General features: G+C 36.8%; 15 protein-coding genes, 2 tRNA genes, 1 rRNA gene, 1 pseudogene and 2 riboswitches. Of the genes and pseudogenes, 16 read left to right on the top strand and 3 right to left on the bottom strand.

What is annotated here, in order from left to right; all coding sequences use genetic code 11:
- Positions 1–54 precede the first annotated feature (54 nt).
- The 7 genes from rrf (at position 55) to tsaD (ending at position 3,132) form a co-directional block, all read left to right on the top strand.
- Positions 55–170, top strand: a 5S ribosomal RNA gene (rrf, locus tag KI369_RS08615).
- 12 nt (positions 171–182) lie between these two features.
- Positions 183–259: transfer RNA gene (locus tag KI369_RS08610), tRNA-Met, on the top strand.
- 3 nt (positions 260–262) lie between these two features.
- A tRNA-Asp gene (locus tag KI369_RS08605) sits at positions 263–338 on the top strand.
- A 174-nt stretch (positions 339–512) separates the two neighbouring features.
- Complete coding sequence (tsaE, locus tag KI369_RS08600; RefSeq protein ID WP_061679603.1) at positions 513–986, top strand: tRNA (adenosine(37)-N6)-threonylcarbamoyltransferase complex ATPase subunit type 1 TsaE; 474 nt, start codon at positions 513–515, stop codon at positions 984–986.
- Positions 967–1,659: a tRNA (adenosine(37)-N6)-threonylcarbamoyltransferase complex dimerization subunit type 1 TsaB gene (gene tsaB / locus KI369_RS08595; protein WP_212955673.1), complete on the top strand. Its 693-nt coding sequence runs from the start codon at positions 967–969 to the stop codon at positions 1,657–1,659. The genes tsaE and tsaB overlap by 20 nt, the downstream gene beginning before the upstream one ends.
- Before the next feature lie 13 nt (positions 1,660–1,672).
- Entirely contained in the window at positions 1,673–2,116 is a 444-nt protein-coding gene (gene rimI, locus KI369_RS08590; RefSeq protein ID WP_212955672.1) for a ribosomal protein S18-alanine N-acetyltransferase, read from the top strand.
- Positions 2,116–3,132: a tRNA (adenosine(37)-N6)-threonylcarbamoyltransferase complex transferase subunit TsaD gene (tsaD, locus tag KI369_RS08585; RefSeq protein WP_212955671.1), complete on the top strand. Its 1,017-nt coding sequence runs from the start codon at positions 2,116–2,118 to the stop codon at positions 3,130–3,132. Before rimI ends, tsaD begins: the two co-directional genes overlap by 1 nt.
- A gap of 422 nt (positions 3,133–3,554) precedes the next feature.
- Here tsaD and KI369_RS08580 read toward each other — a convergent pair whose 3' ends face one another.
- A complete protein-coding gene (locus KI369_RS08580) occupies positions 3,555–5,489 on the bottom strand; it encodes an ABC-F family ATP-binding cassette domain-containing protein (protein ID WP_212955670.1) in 1,935 nt (644 codons plus the stop codon).
- 187 nt (positions 5,490–5,676) lie between these two features.
- Between KI369_RS08580 and KI369_RS08575 the strand changes: the two genes are divergently transcribed.
- Positions 5,677–6,306, top strand: coding sequence for a redox-sensing transcriptional repressor Rex (locus tag KI369_RS08575; RefSeq protein WP_212955669.1), 630 nt, complete (start codon positions 5,677–5,679; stop codon positions 6,304–6,306).
- A gap of 29 nt (positions 6,307–6,335) precedes the next feature.
- Here the strand turns inward: KI369_RS08575 and KI369_RS08570 are convergent, their stop codons facing one another.
- Positions 6,336–6,527, bottom strand: a complete 192-nt coding sequence (locus tag KI369_RS08570) for a YdiK family protein (protein WP_001246201.1) — start codon at positions 6,525–6,527, stop codon at positions 6,336–6,338.
- Positions 6,524–7,270 carry a CPBP family intramembrane glutamic endopeptidase gene (locus KI369_RS08565; protein WP_087956278.1) on the bottom strand — a complete coding sequence of 249 codons (747 nt, stop codon included), beginning with the start codon at positions 7,268–7,270 and terminating at the stop codon, positions 6,524–6,526. Before KI369_RS08565 ends, KI369_RS08570 begins: the two co-directional genes overlap by 4 nt.
- A gap of 401 nt (positions 7,271–7,671) precedes the next feature.
- On the opposite strand from KI369_RS08565, the gene groES reads away from it, so the two are divergent.
- The 8 genes and pseudogenes from groES to ampS all read left to right on the top strand — a co-directional run bounded on the left by groES (position 7,672) and on the right by ampS (position 18,132).
- Positions 7,672–7,956 carry a co-chaperone GroES gene (gene groES / locus KI369_RS08560; protein ID WP_000917306.1) on the top strand — a complete coding sequence of 95 codons (285 nt, stop codon included), beginning with the start codon at positions 7,672–7,674 and terminating at the stop codon, positions 7,954–7,956.
- A gap of 38 nt (positions 7,957–7,994) precedes the next feature.
- Positions 7,995–9,629, top strand: a complete 1,635-nt coding sequence (gene groL, locus KI369_RS08555) for a chaperonin GroEL (protein ID WP_001975554.1) — start codon at positions 7,995–7,997, stop codon at positions 9,627–9,629.
- A gap of 559 nt (positions 9,630–10,188) precedes the next feature.
- Positions 10,189–11,412 (top strand): annotated as a pseudogene (locus KI369_RS08550) (WXG100 family type VII secretion target).
- A gap of 23 nt (positions 11,413–11,435) precedes the next feature.
- Positions 11,436–11,891: an SMI1/KNR4 family protein gene (locus tag KI369_RS08545; RefSeq protein WP_212955668.1), complete on the top strand. Its 456-nt coding sequence runs from the start codon at positions 11,436–11,438 to the stop codon at positions 11,889–11,891.
- Positions 11,892–12,282: 391 nt separating this feature from the next.
- A riboswitch (purine riboswitch) is annotated at positions 12,283–12,384 on the top strand.
- Between the two features lie 164 nt (positions 12,385–12,548).
- On the top strand, positions 12,549–14,087 hold the full coding sequence (gene guaA, locus KI369_RS08540; protein WP_134981274.1) for a glutamine-hydrolyzing GMP synthase: 1,539 nt from the start codon (positions 12,549–12,551) through the stop codon (positions 14,085–14,087).
- Between the two features lie 153 nt (positions 14,088–14,240).
- Positions 14,241–14,342, top strand: a riboswitch (purine riboswitch).
- A 128-nt stretch (positions 14,343–14,470) separates the two neighbouring features.
- Entirely contained in the window at positions 14,471–15,796 is a 1,326-nt protein-coding gene (locus tag KI369_RS08535) for an NCS2 family permease (protein WP_212955667.1), read from the top strand.
- 145 nt (positions 15,797–15,941) lie between these two features.
- The gene (locus KI369_RS08530; RefSeq protein ID WP_001262950.1) at positions 15,942–16,643 is read left to right on the top strand and encodes a response regulator transcription factor; all 702 of its coding nucleotides are present in this window, start codon (positions 15,942–15,944) and stop codon (positions 16,641–16,643) included.
- Positions 16,627–18,132: a sensor histidine kinase gene (gene ampS, locus KI369_RS08525; RefSeq protein ID WP_212955666.1), complete on the top strand. Its 1,506-nt coding sequence runs from the start codon at positions 16,627–16,629 to the stop codon at positions 18,130–18,132. Before KI369_RS08530 ends, ampS begins: the two co-directional genes overlap by 17 nt.
- Positions 18,133–18,349: the final 217 nt, after the last annotated feature.

Here is an 18,349-nt window from a genome sequence, read left to right as displayed (position 1 = left end):
ACCATATAATATGTAGCAAATGTTATCTAGTTTTGAAGGAATATGCCTTCATAGTTTGGTGATGATGGCAGAGAGGTCACACCCGTTCCCATACCGAACACGGAAGTTAAGCTCTCTAGCGCCGATGGTAGTTGGGACCTTGTCCCTGTGAGAGTAGGACGTCGCCAGGCTATTTATATCATCGCGGGGTGGAGCAGCACGGTAGCTCGTCGGGCTCATAACCCGAAGGTCGCAGGTTCAAATCCTGTCCCCGCAACCAAATGGTCCCGTGGTGTAGTGGTTAACATGCCTGCCTGTCACGCAGGAGATCGCCGGTTCGACCCCGGTCGGGACCGCCATTTTATATAAAGAAAAGAACGAAACAAGTTGTTTCGTATTTTTTTATTTGTTTTAACAAAAAACTAATAAAGACAGTCAAACTATCCTTAGGAAAACTCCTAAGGACTTTTTTATATATTCAAAACCTGTATAATAAAGAGCAGAGAACATTGTGAGTAAAGTAGGTGAAGTCTGTGAGTAAATATGAAATAACAACAAAATCTTCTGAGGAAACACAAAGATTATCAGAAAAACTAGGTGGACTTGTCGGGGCACAAGATGTAATTATTTTAGAAGGAGATCTAGGGGCTGGTAAGACAACTTTCACAAAAGGACTAGCAAAAGGTCTTGGAGTGAAAAGAGTTGTAAATAGTCCTACCTTTAATATTATTAAAGAATATAAAGGGAGATTACCGCTATATCACATGGACGTGTATCGCTTAGCAGAAAGTGAAGAGGACTTAGGTTTTGATGAGTATTTCTACGGTGAAGGAATTACGGTAGTAGAATGGGCTCATTTAATAGAAGCATTTTTACCAAATGAGAAGTTACAAATTAGTTTATTCCATGCTGGAGATGATACAAGGAAAATTGTACTCGAGCCAATTGGAGATCGATATATTAGATTATGTGAGGAGCTATTACAAGATGAAAGTACTAGCAATTGATACTTCAAATTACGTAATGGGTGTATCCCTTATTGAGGAAGGAAACGTAATTGGGGAAGTCATTACAAACTTAACAAAAAACCATTCTGTACGTCTGATGCCAGCTGTAGAACAACTATTAAAAGAATGCGGTGTAAAACCGAAAGAATTAACTAAAATTGTTGTAGCTGCTGGTCCTGGATCATATACAGGTGTTCGCATAGGTGTGACAGCTGCAAAAACATTAGCTTGGTCACTTCAAATACCAATTGTAGGTGTATCAAGTTTAGAAGTAGTGGCTGCAAACGGTGCTAATTTTGATGGATTGATCTGTCCTTTATTTGATGGAAGACGTGGACAAATTTATACTGGGTTATATACATATGAAGGAGAGAATGTAACTTCTATAGAAGAAGACCGAATTATCCTTATTGTAGACTGGTTGCAAATGTTAAAAGATAAAGGAAAGCCTGTTTTATTTATTGGTAACGATGTTAGGCTGCACAAAGAAACGATTATCGAACATTTAGGCGATCAAGCTGTATTTGCTCCTTTCACTAAAAATAACCCAAGACCAAGTGAGTTAGCGTTCTTAGGATTACAAAAAGAAGAACAAGATGTACATTCATTTGTTCCTAGTTACCTTCGTTTAGCTGAAGCTGAAACAAAGTGGTTAGAAAGTCAAAACAAGTAGGAGCTTGCAGAAGATGGATATGATATTTAGAAAGATGGAACTTGATGATATCGCTCAAATTGTAGCTATTGAAGAATCATCTTTTTCAACTCCTTGGACTGCAGCTGCCTTTCAGCGTGAGTTAACGATGAATGAACATGCACATTATGTGGTGCTAGAAAAAGATGGTCGTGTAATTGGCTATTGTGGATTGTGGATAATTATTGATGAGTCACATATAACAAATATAGCTATTTTGCCAGAATACAGAGGTCAAAAGCTAGGGGATGCTTTATTGAAAGAAGTTATTTCCGAAGCGAAAACTCTAGGGGTAAAAACGATGACACTTGAAGTACGTGTATCAAATGAAGTAGCAAAACAGTTATACAGAAAATACGGATTTCAAAATGGTGGAATTCGTAAACGATACTATGCAGACAATCAGGAAGATGGTCTCGTAATGTGGGTGAATATATAATGGAAAAAAATACGATTATACTTGGTATTGAAACAAGTTGTGATGAAACAGCGGTAGCGGTTGTTAAAAATGGAACGGAAATTATCGCGAATGTCGTTGCATCACAAATTGAAAGTCATAAACGTTTTGGCGGAGTTGTACCAGAGATTGCATCTCGTCATCATGTAGAAGAAATTACAGTTGTGTTAGAAGAAGCTTTAAAAGAAGCAAATATCACATTTGATGATATTGATGCAATTGCTGTAACAGAAGGACCTGGTTTAGTAGGCGCGCTTCTAATAGGGGTAAACGCAGCCAAAGCAGTGGCATTTGCACATGATATCCCTCTAGTGGGTGTTCACCATATCGCTGGTCACATTTATGCGAACCGTTTAGTAAAAGAAGTTCAATTCCCATTACTATCACTTGTTGTATCTGGTGGACATACAGAGCTTGTCTATATGAAAGAACATGGTTCATTTGAAGTAATTGGTGAAACGCGAGATGATGCAGCTGGAGAGGCATATGATAAAGTAGCTCGTACGTTATCTATGCCATATCCAGGAGGGCCTCATATTGATCGCCTTGCACATGAAGGAAAACCAACAATCGATTTGCCTCGTGCATGGCTAGAGCCTGATTCGTATGATTTTAGTTTCAGTGGATTGAAATCAGCAGTTATCAACACTGTGCATAACGCAAAACAACGGGGGATAGAAATTGCACCGGAAGATTTAGCAGCAAGTTTCCAAGAGAGTGTAATAGATGTGCTTGTAACGAAAGCATCTCGTGCAGCAGAAGCATATAACGTAAAGCAACTGCTTCTTGCTGGTGGAGTAGCTGCGAATAAAGGACTTCGCGCACGTTTGGAAGCGGAATTTGCGCCAAAAGAAAATATTGAGCTAATTATTCCTCCACTATCTTTATGTACAGATAATGCAGCAATGATTGCAGCGGCAGGTACAATTGCATATGAACAAGGAAAACGTGCTACATTAGCTTTAAATGCAAATCCAGGATTAGATATTGAAGCATAGTTATACACAAAATTAACCACAGCTTGTGGATAAAACCCATATTATCTGTTGATAATGTGGGTTTTGTTGTGTATATAAAATGTGAATAACTTTTTAGTTAATTGTGGATAATGTGGAAAAGTTATTTTGAGGTTTATTTTATAAAGGTGGATATGTGCATAAACTTGTGGATAAATCAGATGAAGTCTGACCTTCGGATGTATTCTTTTTCGGGAAATAAAAAGCGAGAAGATATCTCTAAAAAACATTTTGAAATGTGCCCTTATTATAGGGGCGCGCTAACGTTGTCAAACTTTGTCGGTAAATCGGCATGTCGTGTCGAATTGCTTATACAATATGACGTTCATCTATACTCGAAGATAAAAAAGGATGTCGCATCGCCAAAAATCCCGACGTATGAGACATCCTTTTTATTCATACTCTTATAAATGCAACTCTTCCCATTCTGTCATACAAGCGTCAAGTTGCTCTTGCAGTGTTTGTTTTTTCGTTGTAATTTCACTAGCCTTTTCATAATCTGCATATATTTCTGGTAAGCAAAGTTGATCTTCTAACGTAGCAATTTCTTCTTCAAATTGTACAATATTTTGTTCTAGCTCCTCAATTTTTCGAGTACGTTGACGTTCTAATTGTTTACGCTCTTTTTCTTCGAGATAATTTAATTTTTCTTGAGCTACATTTTTTTGAACAGGTGCTTGGTTTTCTTGCTGTTCTTGTTGTTCAAATGCTGCGCGTTCAATCATTTCATTTTTCTTCTCCACATAGTAATCGTAATCCCCTAAATATTCCTGTGCACCTTCTGTTGATAACTCAACAACAGTTGTCGTTACACGATTAATAAAGTAGCGGTCATGTGAGACGAATAGAAGGGTACCTGGATAATCAATTAAAGCATTCTCCAAAATCTCTTTACTATTTAAATCAAGATGGTTTGTAGGCTCATCGAGAATTAATAAATTTGATTTTTGCATCATAAGTTTCGCCAGAGCTAATCGAGCTTTTTGTCCACCACTAAGAGAAGAGACGGGCTTTAGTACATCATCTCCTGTGAATAAGAAGTTACCTAGTATCGTGCGAATTTCTTTTTCAGGCTGCAATGGATATTCATCCCATAGCTCATTTAAAACTCGCTTAGAAGATGTTAAGTTAGCTTGTTCCTGATCATAATAACCAACAGAGACGTTGGATCCGAAAGAAACATTACCATGTAATAGTGGTAACTTATTCACAATTGATTTTAACAATGTGGATTTCCCGATTCCGTTTGGACCAACTAAAGCAACGCTATCCCCGCGAGTTAAGCGCATCGTTACATGTTCAATAATCGGATCCTCGTGATAGCCGATAGTTGCATCTTTTACTTGTAAAACATCATTTCCACTTTGTTTTTCAATATCGAAGTGGAAGGATGCTGACTTTGAATCACCTAATGGTCTTGTTAATAATTCCATTCGGTCTAATTGTTTACGACGGCTTTGCGCGCGTTTTGTCGTAGATGCACGAGCTATATTTTTTTGAACGAAGTCCTCGAGCTTAGCGATTTCATCTTGTTGTTTTTCATAACGTTTCATGTCTTGCTCGTATAATGCTGATTTTAAGTCTAAATATTTACTGTAGTTACCAACAAATCGTCTGCTTTCTTTATTCGAAATTTCATATACTTGTGTAACGAGTTTATCTAAGAAATAACGGTCATGAGAAACAATTAGTATTGCGCCAGGATAGCCTTGTAAATATTGTTCAAGCCATGTTAATGTTTCGATGTCTAAATGGTTTGTAGGCTCGTCCAAAATAAGTAAGTCTGGTTTCGTTAATAATAATTTACCGAGAGCTAAGCGTGTTTTTTGTCCACCGCTTAATGTAGAAATCGTCGTCTGGTGCGTTTCGACTGGGAAGCCAAGACCACTTAAAATTGAGCGAATATCTGCTTCGTACTGATAGCCACCTTGATCTTTATAATCTAATTGTAATTGGTCATATTCAGCTAACAATTTTTCATATGTAGCCTCGTTTGAAAAGTTTTCTTCTTTTCCCATCTCTTGCTCTAGCCTTCGAAGTTTTGTCTCCATTTGCTGCAAGTGTGTAAAGACGGTTAACATTTCATCCCAAATTGTTAAAGACGTTTCTAACCCGGTATTTTGAGCTAAATATCCGATTGAGACATCTTTCGGTTTTATAATCTCGCCACCATCATGGGATAGCTCACCAGCTATTATTTTTAATAATGTAGATTTTCCGGCTCCATTTCGTCCAACTAATGCGATGCGATCTTTCGTTTGAACTTCCAATTTTATGTTTGCAAGAATCGTTTCTGCACCGTATAATTTCGAAAGCGCGTTTACTTGTAATAAAATCAATGTTTTCACCTCAAATAATTTCTTAACTTTGCCATGTTTATATTTCTCAATCATACTAAAAATAGTGTATAGTTTAAAATAAAGAGAGAATACTTCTTCTCTTTATTATACAGGGAAATTCATGAGTGCTAAACTTCTGTATTTGATTCAAGTATATGAATAAAGATAGGAAGAGAGGAGAGGTTATATGGATCAGCAAAAAATTCCACAGGCCACTGCCAAACGATTGCCTCTATACTATCGATTTATCCAAAACTTATCTCTTTCTGGTAAGCAACGTGTTTCATCAGCCGAATTGAGCGAAGCGGTAAAAGTTGATTCCGCAACAATTCGAAGAGATTTTTCATATTTTGGAGCGTTAGGGAAAAAAGGTTATGGATATAATGTAAATTATTTATTATCATTTTTCCGTGAAACACTCGATCAAGATGATATAACACGTGTAGCACTTATTGGAGTAGGTAATTTAGGGACCGCTTTCTTACATTATAATTTCACGAAAAACAATAATACAAAAATTGAAATGGCGTTTGATGTTAGTGAAGAGAAAGTCGGAACAGAAATCGGGGGCATTCCTGTATATCATTTAGATGAATTAGAAGAACGTTTATCAAATGATATACAAGTGGCAATATTAACAGTACCCGCTACAGTAGCACAATCTGTAGCAGATAGATTGGCAGAAACGAATGTGCATGGTATTTTGAATTTTACACCAGCACGCTTAAATGTGTCAGACAATATAAGAATTCACCATATTGATTTAGCGGTAGAGTTACAAACACTTGTTTACTTTTTGAAGAATTATCCACAATAAAACGCAGAGGAAGCGACCTCTGCGTTTTATTATTGTTTTTTCTTTGTGAATTTAACTAAGATAAGGCGAAGTGCCAAATTAAAATCAATTGTTGCCATAACTGCAAATAGTATTGTCCACATATTCCAGATTGTATCTGTTACGTTCGTAATGGCGAAGCGTGTAAAGATACACCCAAGAAGGAAGTACAATGCAGCCATGAACAATGGTGAGTTTCTCATAAAAATCCTCCGATAAAGCCTTGCATTTTTTCAGCTTCTTTAATCATTTCTTGAATTTGTTCATTGCTCATTAAAACTTGAGCAACTGCAACTAATGTATTCATTGCAACATGAGCCGCGATAGGGACGATAATACGCTTCGTTTTTACATATAAAAAGGCGAATACGAGTCCCATAGAAGTGTATACCAATAAGTGAGTAAAATCAAAATGAATCGCTGCGAATACGAGAGAACTAATGATAGCAGCAATAAAGAAGTTAAACTTCTTATAAAGTGTACCGAATAAAATTTTTCTAAATACGATTTCTTCCAAAATAGGTCCTATTATAGAGATGACGATAAGGAACCAAGGTGTCGTTCTTGCGATATCCATAAGTCTCGCTGTATTTTCTGATCCAGGTTTAATTCCTAATAAACGCATTTCTATCATACCGGCAATGCTTTGCGAGAAAAATGCTAAGAAGAACCCGATAAAAATCCAACCAATCGTAGCTGGAACACTAGAGCGCATTGTATCTAAACGTCTATCGCGAATATCTGTTCTAAGTAACCAAAGTACGATACATAATGCAATAAAGAAGCTAATGATTGCCCAGTGTCCAGTTATGAGTTGAAATTTCTCTTCTCTAGTAAATCCTCTGTTATCATAAAGTCCAGTTTTCAGGAGAAGTGGTAATCCAGCAATGGATGATAACTGCATTAAAATGTATGTAACGATAACCCACCAATATTGTTTTTTCAAATGGTTTAACCATCCTTTCTAACTCTAGTGTATGAGATAAGGTAGGATAACATGTAAATATGCTACCTACGATATAAACCTCGCTTGAATTATGTTTTTTTCGTAAATCCTTATTTGAAATTATAATAGAAGACAGGAGAAAGTTGTGTGTGTAGCGAAAACAACTTAGGGTGTCCTTTCATATTGTAACATACGAGTAGTAGAAACAACGATTCATATAGTAAAGGTAGAAGAAGAGGGACTCTATATAGAAAAGTGTATAGCTTAATTTGCGAAAAAATTATGATTTTTTTACTTGCAAAAGAAATTGAGATTATTTATTATTATAAGTGTGTTAGCACTCGGGTGACTTGAGTGCTAATAAATAAAATTTACATAACAAAATGAGGAGGTTATTGTTCATGCTAAAGCCATTAGGTGATCGCGTTGTAATTGAGCTTGTTCAAGCAGAAGAAAAAACAGCAAGTGGTATTGTATTACCAGACACTGCAAAAGAAAAACCACAAGAGGGTAAAGTTATTGCAGTAGGTACTGGTCGAGTGCTTGAAAATGGTGAGCGTGTTGCTTTAGAGGTAGCAGCAGGTGATCTTATCATCTTCTCAAAATATGCAGGTACTGAAGTGAAATACGAAGGTACTGACTACTTGATTTTACGTGAAAGTGACATTTTAGCAGTTATCGGTTAATTATATAAATCTTAAAAAATCCAAGGGGGTCAATTATTATGGCAAAAGATATTAAATTTAGTGAAGAAGCACGTCGTTCGATGCTTCGCGGTGTCGACACTCTTGCAAACGCAGTAAAAGTAACGCTTGGACCAAAAGGTCGTAACGTTGTACTTGAGAAAAAATTCGGTTCACCACTTATTACAAATGATGGTGTAACAATCGCAAAAGAAATCGAATTAGAAGATGCATTCGAAAACATGGGTGCGAAATTAGTAGCAGAAGTTGCTAGCAAAACAAATGATGTAGCTGGTGATGGAACAACAACTGCAACTGTATTAGCACAAGCTATGATTCGTGAAGGTCTTAAAAACGTAACAGCTGGTGCGAACCCAATGGGTCTTCGTAAAGGTATCGAAAAAGCTGTTACTGCTGCAATCGAAGAATTAAAAACGATTTCTAAACCAATCGAAGGTAAATCTTCTATCGCACAAGTAGCTGCTATTTCTGCAGCTGACGAAGAAGTAGGTCAATTAATCGCTGAAGCAATGGAGCGCGTTGGTAACGACGGCGTTATTACTTTAGAAGAATCTAAAGGTTTCACAACAGAATTAGACGTAGTAGAAGGTATGCAATTTGATCGTGGATATGCATCTCCTTACATGATTACTGATTCTGACAAAATGGAAGCAGTTCTTGATAACCCATACATCTTAATCACTGACAAAAAGATTTCTAACATTCAAGAAATCTTACCAGTATTAGAGCAAGTGGTACAACAAGGTAAACCACTTCTTATCATTGCTGAAGATGTAGAAGGCGAAGCGTTAGCTACATTAGTAGTGAACAAACTTCGTGGTACATTCAATGTAGTAGCTGTTAAAGCTCCTGGATTTGGTGACCGTCGTAAAGCAATGCTAGAAGATATCGCAATCTTAACTGGTGGCGAAGTAATCACTGAAGAATTAGGCCGTGACTTAAAATCTGCTACAGTTGAATCTTTAGGACGCGCTGGTAAAGTTGTTGTAACGAAAGAAAACACAACTGTAGTTGAAGGTATCGGAAATACACAACAAATCGAAGCTCGCATCGGTCAAATCCGTGCGCAATTAGAAGAAACTACTTCTGAATTCGATCGTGAAAAATTACAAGAGCGTCTTGCGAAACTTGCAGGTGGCGTAGCAGTAATTAAAGTAGGTGCAGCAACTGAAACTGAGTTAAAAGAGCGCAAACTTCGCATTGAAGATGCACTTAACTCAACTCGTGCAGCAGTAGAAGAAGGTATCGTTGCAGGTGGTGGTACTTCACTTATGAACGTATACACGAAAGTAGCTTCTATCGTAGCTGAAGGTGACGAAGCAACAGGTATCAACATCGTACTTCGCGCACTAGAAGAGCCAGTTCGTCAAATCGCAATCAACGCTGGTCTAGAAGGATCTGTAGTTGTAGAGCGTCTAAAAGGCGAAAAAGTAGGCGTTGGTTTCAACGCAGCTACTGGCGAGTGGGTTAACATGCTTGAAACTGGTATCGTAGATCCAGCTAAAGTAACTCGCTCTGCACTCCAAAACGCAGCATCTGTTGCAGCTATGTTCTTAACAACTGAAGCTGTAGTAGCTGACAAGCCAGAACCAAATGCACCAGCAATGCCTGACATGGGCGGCATGGGCATGGGCGGTATGGGCGGAATGATGTAATAAGCATCACTCTGTGAAGCTGTGCAATGTATAAATAGTTAATTAGAAGAAGGCTACTTCCTTGATGAGAGGAGGTAGTCTTTTTTGTGTTTTTAAAATTTGCATAAAAGGAATTTCTTGAAGACCGTAAGTTTGGGAATATAACGAGGGTAAATATCAAAATTATGAGGTTCTATTAGGCAGTTTTATTAATTACTGTCACGATAATGACATTTTGAATGTTGAAGAAGTTAAAACTCTTTATGTGAAAAGCTATGTACGTTATTCCAAGATAAAAGTAATACAGCTAAAACAATAAATACGAAGTTACAGTGTATTTGGGCATTTACGTGGAATAAATCATCCTGAAAAAGTGAGATGGCTACTTGATTTTGCAAAGAGGAAATGAATAAGAGAAGCTATATTTTGATAGGATTCTCGTGTTTATTTAGACAGCGGCGTTTCAACTTTTTTAAAAGGGGGGATAATTTTTAAGTAGTAAATTCCGAATATTTAGTACGGTGAAATAGCTTCACGTGATATAATTTTTGTGTAAAATATTGTATGGAGAAGGGGTAGCATGACGCAAATAAAGGTTACGCCAGAACGGCTAGAACAGTCAGCGAAGCTTGTTCTTGAAACTAAAAATAGGTTAGAACAAATACATAAAGATTTATATAACCAAACGGAATACGTAGCTGCAATGTGGAATGGTGCAACGAGTCAAAGATTTTATCAGATGTTTAATGAAACAAAACCTCAAATGTTTAATGTGTTTAGGGAATTTGATAAGATTGCAGAAGAACTAATGCATGCTGCTGAAAAGTTTCGTAATGCTGATGAACTGTATGATGGTAATTTAGTTGATGGAAGTTTATCTAATGAAAAGATAGAAGCAGGAGCAATGGGCGACAAACCCTCTGAAAAATCTATGCTGAGAAAAATTTGGGATGGTATATACGTTGGCTCTGGGCAAGTTATTGGGGAGATTGTAGAAGGATTTAATTCATTAGACGATACAGTAACAAAGGAAAATATTAAGTATGCTATAGGTCACCCTATAGAGACAGTTTCTACCGCTTGGAATACTGTTTCGGATTCATTTATGAATGATTTTTGGCATGGTGATGCGGAAAGTCGTACGAAATAGGGAACAAGTATTTTTATGGGACTTGGCTTGGGCTGGCTTGGTGATAAAGGAATAAGTAGAGTAGGGAAAGTAACTACATTAGGGACAAAAGCAGAACAGAGTATTGCTCATTTTTCAAATAAATTACAAATGAGAGACCCCTTTGCTTATGCGGGTGATTTTAGAGATGTTCCAAAAACTTCTTTTAATTCTTTAGAAGAAGCACGAAATACATTTATGTTTGCTAATCCTGGTAATTTAAATACACCTAGATTCCAAGAATACATTAGCCAAGTAGAAGAAATTACAAATAGGAAAATCCCTGAAAACCAAAAGGAATTACTACAGGAATCTTTAAAAAATAATGGTTATGAACGACTAAGTAAAGAAGAAGTAGCAGCGAGAAGAGAAGAATTTAATAGACTGCGAGAAGATTTAATTAAAGAATGGGAACTTAAGACAGAGCAAAAATGGCCTACTTATGAAGAAGAAATCCTTTCAAGAAGGGGTAGAGTACTAAGAAGAGTTGATAGACCGTATGATGCACATCATTTGGTAGAAAATGCATATGGCGGGGAACATGAATGGTGGAATATACATCCAGCTAGATATCCTGATGAACATCAAGGTGGAATCCATGCAAAAGATACAATTTCAAGGGAAATCTTTAAATGATAAATAATGGAGGTAAATAAGCAATGTTTAATTTTTTGAAAAAGCATATTGTAGCAGACGAAGGCATTAAATCTAATCAAACCCCTATTCTTTACCCTTTACCAAAAGAAGAGATAGCAGAAGCAGAGGATTTATTAAAAATGCAGTTCCCTAAAGAACTAAAACGTTTCTATGAAGAAATTGGTTATGGATTTTTAAACACCAACAGAAATTTAATCAATAGATTTATGGACCCGATTTCAGTTGCGGATTTTCGCTTAAGACAGGATATTTACGAATATAATCCAAACCTAGATGATGTAGATGATGATGAATCATTAGTATTTTTCGAAGCAACAGAACTTAACTTTTTAACAATTAAATTTAAAGAGGAAAATGAATTAGGACAGTGTCCCATTTACTCTGAGAACATAAAAATAGCGGATTCTTTAGAAGAATTTTTAATTAAAATGGACGAAAACCCTGATTATTATATTTAATCTTATTAATAATTGCTTTAAGGATTAGGACTTGAAAAATAGCTAATCGTGAATAACAAAAAGCTTATGTATAACTTGCATAGGCTTTTATAGTGTCTATTAACTCTTTTGTTTGAGTGTATTTATGTCAGCGTAAGAGCTAGAACAGGTTGATGAAATATAGGTAAAAAAATAGGAAGAAACTGATGATACGACTTTAGCTGTAGTAGCTGACAAACTAGGACCAATTACAACGGTAATGCTTGGCATGGGCGGGATGATGTAATTCTTTTCTAAAAAACATCCATTTCTATATAGAAATGGATGTTTTTTAGAAAAGGAAATGAATTTCTGTAGAATTTTGTCGCTTTCTCTCTTGACCATATTGATACTTCATTGTTAGAATCTAGGAAGATAATATAAAACGATCCTTCATATATCCTCAAAGATAAGGTTTGAGAGTCTCTACCGGGTTACCGTAAACAACCTGACTATGAAGGCAGTGTGTCTTATATTTATAAAGAGCGTAGACTATCTTTCTTTATAAAGCCAGACCCCTGCCTTTTCTTTGTTATGAGACTAGAGGCGGAGGACTGGCTTTTTTTATTATATTAGTAATGCTTTTTGCCAAATTGGTGAAAATATTTATATACGAGAACTAACGTTGGGGTGATTATTTTGAAGAAGCAGCATGATACAATTATCGTTTTAGATTTTGGGAGTCAGTACAATCAGTTAATAGCACGTCGAATTCGTGAGTTCGGTGTATACAGTGAACTTCATCCACATACAATTACTGCGGAAGAAATTAAAGCAATGAATCCGAAAGGGATTATTTTCTCTGGTGGACCAAATAGTGTATATGGTGAAGGTGCATTACATTGTGATGAAAAAATCTTTGATCTAGGATTACCGATCTTCGGTATTTGTTACGGTATGCAGCTTATGACGCAACAATTCGGTGGTACAGTAGAGCGTGCAAATCACCGTGAGTACGGAAAAGCTGTTCTGAAAGTAGAGAATGAATCAAAATTATATGCGAACCTTCCAGAAGAGCAAGTTGTATGGATGAGTCATGGCGACTTAGTAACTGGTTTACCAGAAGGATTCGTAGTAGACGCGACAAGTGAGTCTTGTCCAATTGCTGGTATGAGCAATGAAGCAAAAAACCTATATGGTGTACAATTCCACCCAGAAGTACGTCACTCTGAGCACGGTAACGATTTAATTAAAAACTTCGTATTCGGCGTATGTGGCTGTTCTGAAGGATGGAACATGGAGAACTTTATTGAAGTAGAATTAGAGAAAATCCGTGAAACTGTTGGAGACAAAAAAGTACTATGCGCACTTAGCGGCGGTGTAGATTCTTCTGTTGTAGCAGTATTAATTCATAAAGCAATCGGCGACCAATTAACATGTATTTTCGTAGACCACGGTTTACTTCGTAAAGGTGAAGCGGAAGGTGTTATGAAAACATTTAGCGAAGGTTTCCACATGAACGTTATTAAAGTGGATGCAAAAGAACGCTTCATGAACAAGTTAAAAGGTGTAGAAGATCCAGAACAAAAACGTAAAATCATCGGTAACGAATTCATTTACGTATTTGATGATGAAGCTTCTAAATTACAAGGTATGGACTTCTTAGCGCAAGGTACACTTTACACAGATATCGTTGAAAGTGGTACAGCAACTGCACAAACAATTAAATCTCACCATAACGTTGGTGGACTTCCAGAAGACATGCAGTTCAAATTAATTGAGCCTTTAAACACTTTATTTAAAGATGAAGTACGTGTATTAGGATCTGAACTAGGAATTCCTGACGAAATCGTATGGCGTCAACCATTCCCAGGCCCTGGTCTTGGTATTCGTGTATTAGGTGAAATCACAGAAGAGAAATTAGAAATCGTTCGTGAATCTGATGCGATTTTACGTGAAGAAATTATTAAAGCAGGATTAGACCGCGAAATCTGGCAATACTTCACTGCGCTTCCTGGTATGCGTAGCGTAGGTGTTATGGGTGACGAGCGTACGTACGATTACACAGTAGGTATCCGCGCAGTAACATCTATTGACGGTATGACAGCTGACTGGGCACGTATCCCTTGGGACGTATTAGAGAAAATCTCTGTACGTATCGTAAACGAAGTAAAACACGTTAACCGTATCGTGTATGATGTAACGAGTAAGCCACCAGCAACTATTGAGTGGGAATAGTATTATACAAAAGATCCATCTATTGCACATGCATAGATGGATCTTTTGTATTTTTAAGCTTAATACGAACGAAAATATAAAAGTTCGTAAAAATGTTCGTTTTTAAATTGACAAAAATACTTTCAAGAGTTAATATGAGTATGTAATTCAAACGAAAAGTGAATATTATGCCGTCGTATAATATCGGGGATATGGCCCGAAAGTTTCTACCTAGCTACCGTAAATGGCTTGACTACGAGGCGTTTTTATAAAGGTGAGGGGAATCTTATCTTTATTCATAGAACGCTTCCATGTATATGCAATGGAAGCCTTTTTTATTTTTAATAGATAAAAGAGGGCTAGGGGAATTACGGCGAGTAATCATATAACGGGGGAAACGTAAGATGAAACGCTATTTTCAGTTTGATGAACTCGGCACAAATTATAAAACAGAGTTCATAGCGGGTTTAACGACATTTTTATCTATGGCGTATGTACTATTTGTCAATCCTGCTACGCTGTCACTTGGAAATGTTAAAGGGTTACCAGCAGGTACAGGGATGGATCCAGGTGCAGTATTCGTTGCTACAGCATTAGCAGCGGCGATTGGTTCGTTAATTATGGGGATTTTCGCAAAGTATCCGATTGCTTTGGCGCCGGGTATGGGAATTAACGCATTCTTTGCTTATACGGCAGTGTTAACGATGGGTATTCCGTGGCAAACAGCAATTGCTGGAACATTAATGTCAGGTATTATCTTTATTATTCTTACAGCTTCAGGTATTCGTGAAAAAATCATTAATGCAATTCCATCAGAGTTAAAGTTTGCAGTAGCGGCAGGTATCGGATTGTTCATTGCATTCCTTGGATTCCAAAATGCCGGAATTATCGTGAAAAATGATGCTGTTCTTGTTGGATTGGGGGATTTAACAAAGGGCACAACGTTACTAGCAATCTTCGGAGTTGTTACGACAATCATCTTCATGATTAAGAAAGTTAATGGTGCAGTGTTCTACGGTATGATTCTTACAGCAATATTAGGAGTAGCAACAGGATTAATTGATACTCCAAAAGCTGTAGTGGGAGCAATACCGAGTCTAGAACCAACGTTCGGTGCGGCGTTAACGCACTTTGGAGATATTTTCACTGTTGAAATGGCGATTGTTATTATAACGTTCTTCTTTATCGATTTCTTTGATACAGCAGGTACACTTGTAGCAGTTGCGAATCAAGCGGGATTAATGAAGAACAATAAATTACCACGTGCAGGAAAAGCGTTATTCGCAGATGCGATTGCAACTGTAATCGGTGCGATCTTAGGTACATCAACAACAACGTCTTATATTGAATCTTCTGCAGGGGTAGCAGCGGGTGGACGTTCTGGATTTACAGCAGTTGTAACGGCAGGATTCTTCTTACTGGCACTATTCTTCTCGCCATTATTAAGTGTTGTAACACCAGCTGTAACAGCGCCAGCGTTAATTATTGTAGGAATCTTGATGGTTTCATCTTTAGGCGAAATTGATTGGAAGAAATTCGAGATTGCAGTACCGGCATTCTTTACTATCATTTCAATGCCGCTTACGTATAGTATCGCAACGGGAATTGCGATTGGGTTTATCTTCTATCCAATTACGATGGTAGTAAGTGGTCGTCGTAAAGAGATTCATCCAATTATGTATGTTATGGGAGTTTTATTCATACTATATTTCATCTACGTTCGTAAATAAAAGGGGTTTTTGAAAGGTCTAGACTTAAGGGGAGTCTAGACCTTTTTTTGCGTCTTCAGAAAAACTTAAGGATTTCCGAGCGTTTTTCTTCAGAAGTTTTCCTATAATAGAAGTTAGGGATTAAAAAAGTGATGGGGGAGATATTGTGGCAAACGAAACAATACTTGTCGTAGATGATGAAAAAGAAATTCGAAATTTAATTACAATCTACTTAAAGAATGAAGGATATAAAGTACTGCAAGCAGGAGACGGAGAAGAAGGATTACGTCTCCTGGAAGAAAATGAAGTGCATCTAGTTGTATTAGATATTATGATGCCGAAAGTAGACGGCATTCATATGTGTATGAAGGTAAGGGAAGAAAAGGAAATGCCAATCATTATGCTTTCAGCGAAAACGCAAGATATGGATAAGATTTTAGGATTAACAACAGGTGCTGATGATTATGTAACGAAGCCATTCAATCCGTTAGAGTTAATCGCAAGAATTAAATCTCAGTTACGCCGTTATATGAAAATGAATGGTTTTGCTATTCAAAATGAGGACGAGTTAGAAATTGGAGAGATGAAAATAAACATCTCAACCCATAAAGTTATTGTGGATGGAGAAGAAGTGAAACTGACGCCAAGGGAATTTTCGATTTTAGAATTACTAGCTCGTAATCCTGGTATGGTCTTTAGCGCGGAGCAAATTTATGAAAAGGTTTGGAACGAACGATCTTTCCAGTCTGATAATACTGTAATGGTGCATATTCGAAAAGTACGTGAAAAGATTGAGGAGAATCCAAGGAAACCCAGATATATAAAAACAGTATGGGGAGTGGGGTATAAGATTGAAAAAGATATTTAATCCATTTACTTATGTAAGGAAAACAAGACAATTAATTGAGAAATTAGTAAAGAGCGTACGAAAGAGTATAAGAATTCAATTGATTACTACTTTTGCTGCTTGTGCGTTATTAGGAGTTTTGTCAGCGAAGGCAGCTGCACCATTTTTTGAGAATGCGAATCGTAAAGCGACTATCGATTATCGAGCTGGTATGGAACAAATTAATCATCAAGCTCAAGGAGCCGCAAATAGTTCGGTTCATGAAAATAAATTAGAAGCTATATCCGATATGATCGAAATGGAGAACCAAAATTTAGAGCGAGGATCTAGAGCTTTAAAAATATTGGTTACTGATGAGAGTGGTAAAGTTTTATATAAAACGAAGCAGGCGCAAGAAGAGCAAATCGATTTGCATAATACGATTCGTAATGCAGCGTCATTTGCGATTAACTATTCAAATGGTCGAGATGTATTTGAAAATACGAGAAAAGAATTTATAGCTTTTTCACCTATTACAATAGAAGATAAGAATTTATATATGTTCGTTAGTGGAATACCAGATGGTGTAGTAATGTATGATACACAAGAAGGACCATTTCCATTTTTAATTGGTGTACTTGTATTCATTTTCTCTTTCTTCTATATAACAAAGAGAAAGATGAAGCAAATTGAAGCGATGGCAGAAGGTGTAAAAGAAATAGAAAAAGGTAATTTAGCGTACCGTATTGAGAAGAAAGGTGAAGACGAGATTGCGTCTTTAACTGAGAATATTAATAATATGGCAGAAGAGCTTATGAATAATATAGAAAAGGAACGTAAATTAGAGAAGCAAAAGAACGAGCTTATTACGAATGTATCTCACGATTTACGTACACCACTGACTTCTATTATGGGTTACTTACGATTACTTCGAGATTCTAAATATGAAAATAAAGAGCAACACGATGAATATACGAGAATTGCTTTTGCGAAGTCAGAGCAGTTAAAGAATTTAATAGAAGATTTATTTGAGTATACGAAGTTAACGAATGAACAAGTTGTATTAGAAAAACAAGAAGTATGTGTAAATGAGTTGCTCGAGCAATTAATAGAAGAGTTAGTACCGCAAGCGGAAGAGCATGGACTTACGTTTGTTAAGAAGTTTCCAGAGGAACGTGCCTATGCAGCAATTGATTCAGAAAAGATGGTCCGTGTATTTGATAATCTATTAATGAACGCGATTAAGTATAGTAAAGATGATGGGGAGATAAAAGTTTCTCTTCAAAGGCAGCGCCGGGATATACAAATTGTGATTGCGAATCATAGTGAAGAGTTTACGAGAGAAGAGTTAGCGAGTTTGTTCGAACGCTTTTATAAAAAAGATCAATCTAGAAGTAGAGTAACAGAAGGATCGGGTCTTGGATTAGCGATTGCGAAAAGTATTGTTGAGTTGCAAGGTGGTAGTATTCGAGCTGAATATGAGGATGGTATTATTCAGTTTATCGTCTCGTTACCAATTATAGAAAAATAATAAACGAATAGAATGGTATATGATAAAAAGGCTTATTTTAAAAGAAATAAGCCTTTTTATATTTTTTTAGAAAAACATGTTGACGATTGTAGGTTAGAGGTGTAATATAGAACAAGTCGCCGATGCAATAACGCAGAACGCGGCAAACAAAATGAAAAACTTAGTTGACATTAACTGACGAAGATGTTAACATAAGGAAGTCGCAAATGAGCGACCA

This window comes from Bacillus sanguinis (genome assembly GCF_018332475.1).
Lineage (GTDB): Bacteria > Bacillota > Bacilli > Bacillales > Bacillaceae_G > Bacillus_A > Bacillus_A sanguinis.
Note: the sequence above shows the minus strand (reverse complement) of the source record. Positions and strands in the feature narration are given on the sequence as shown.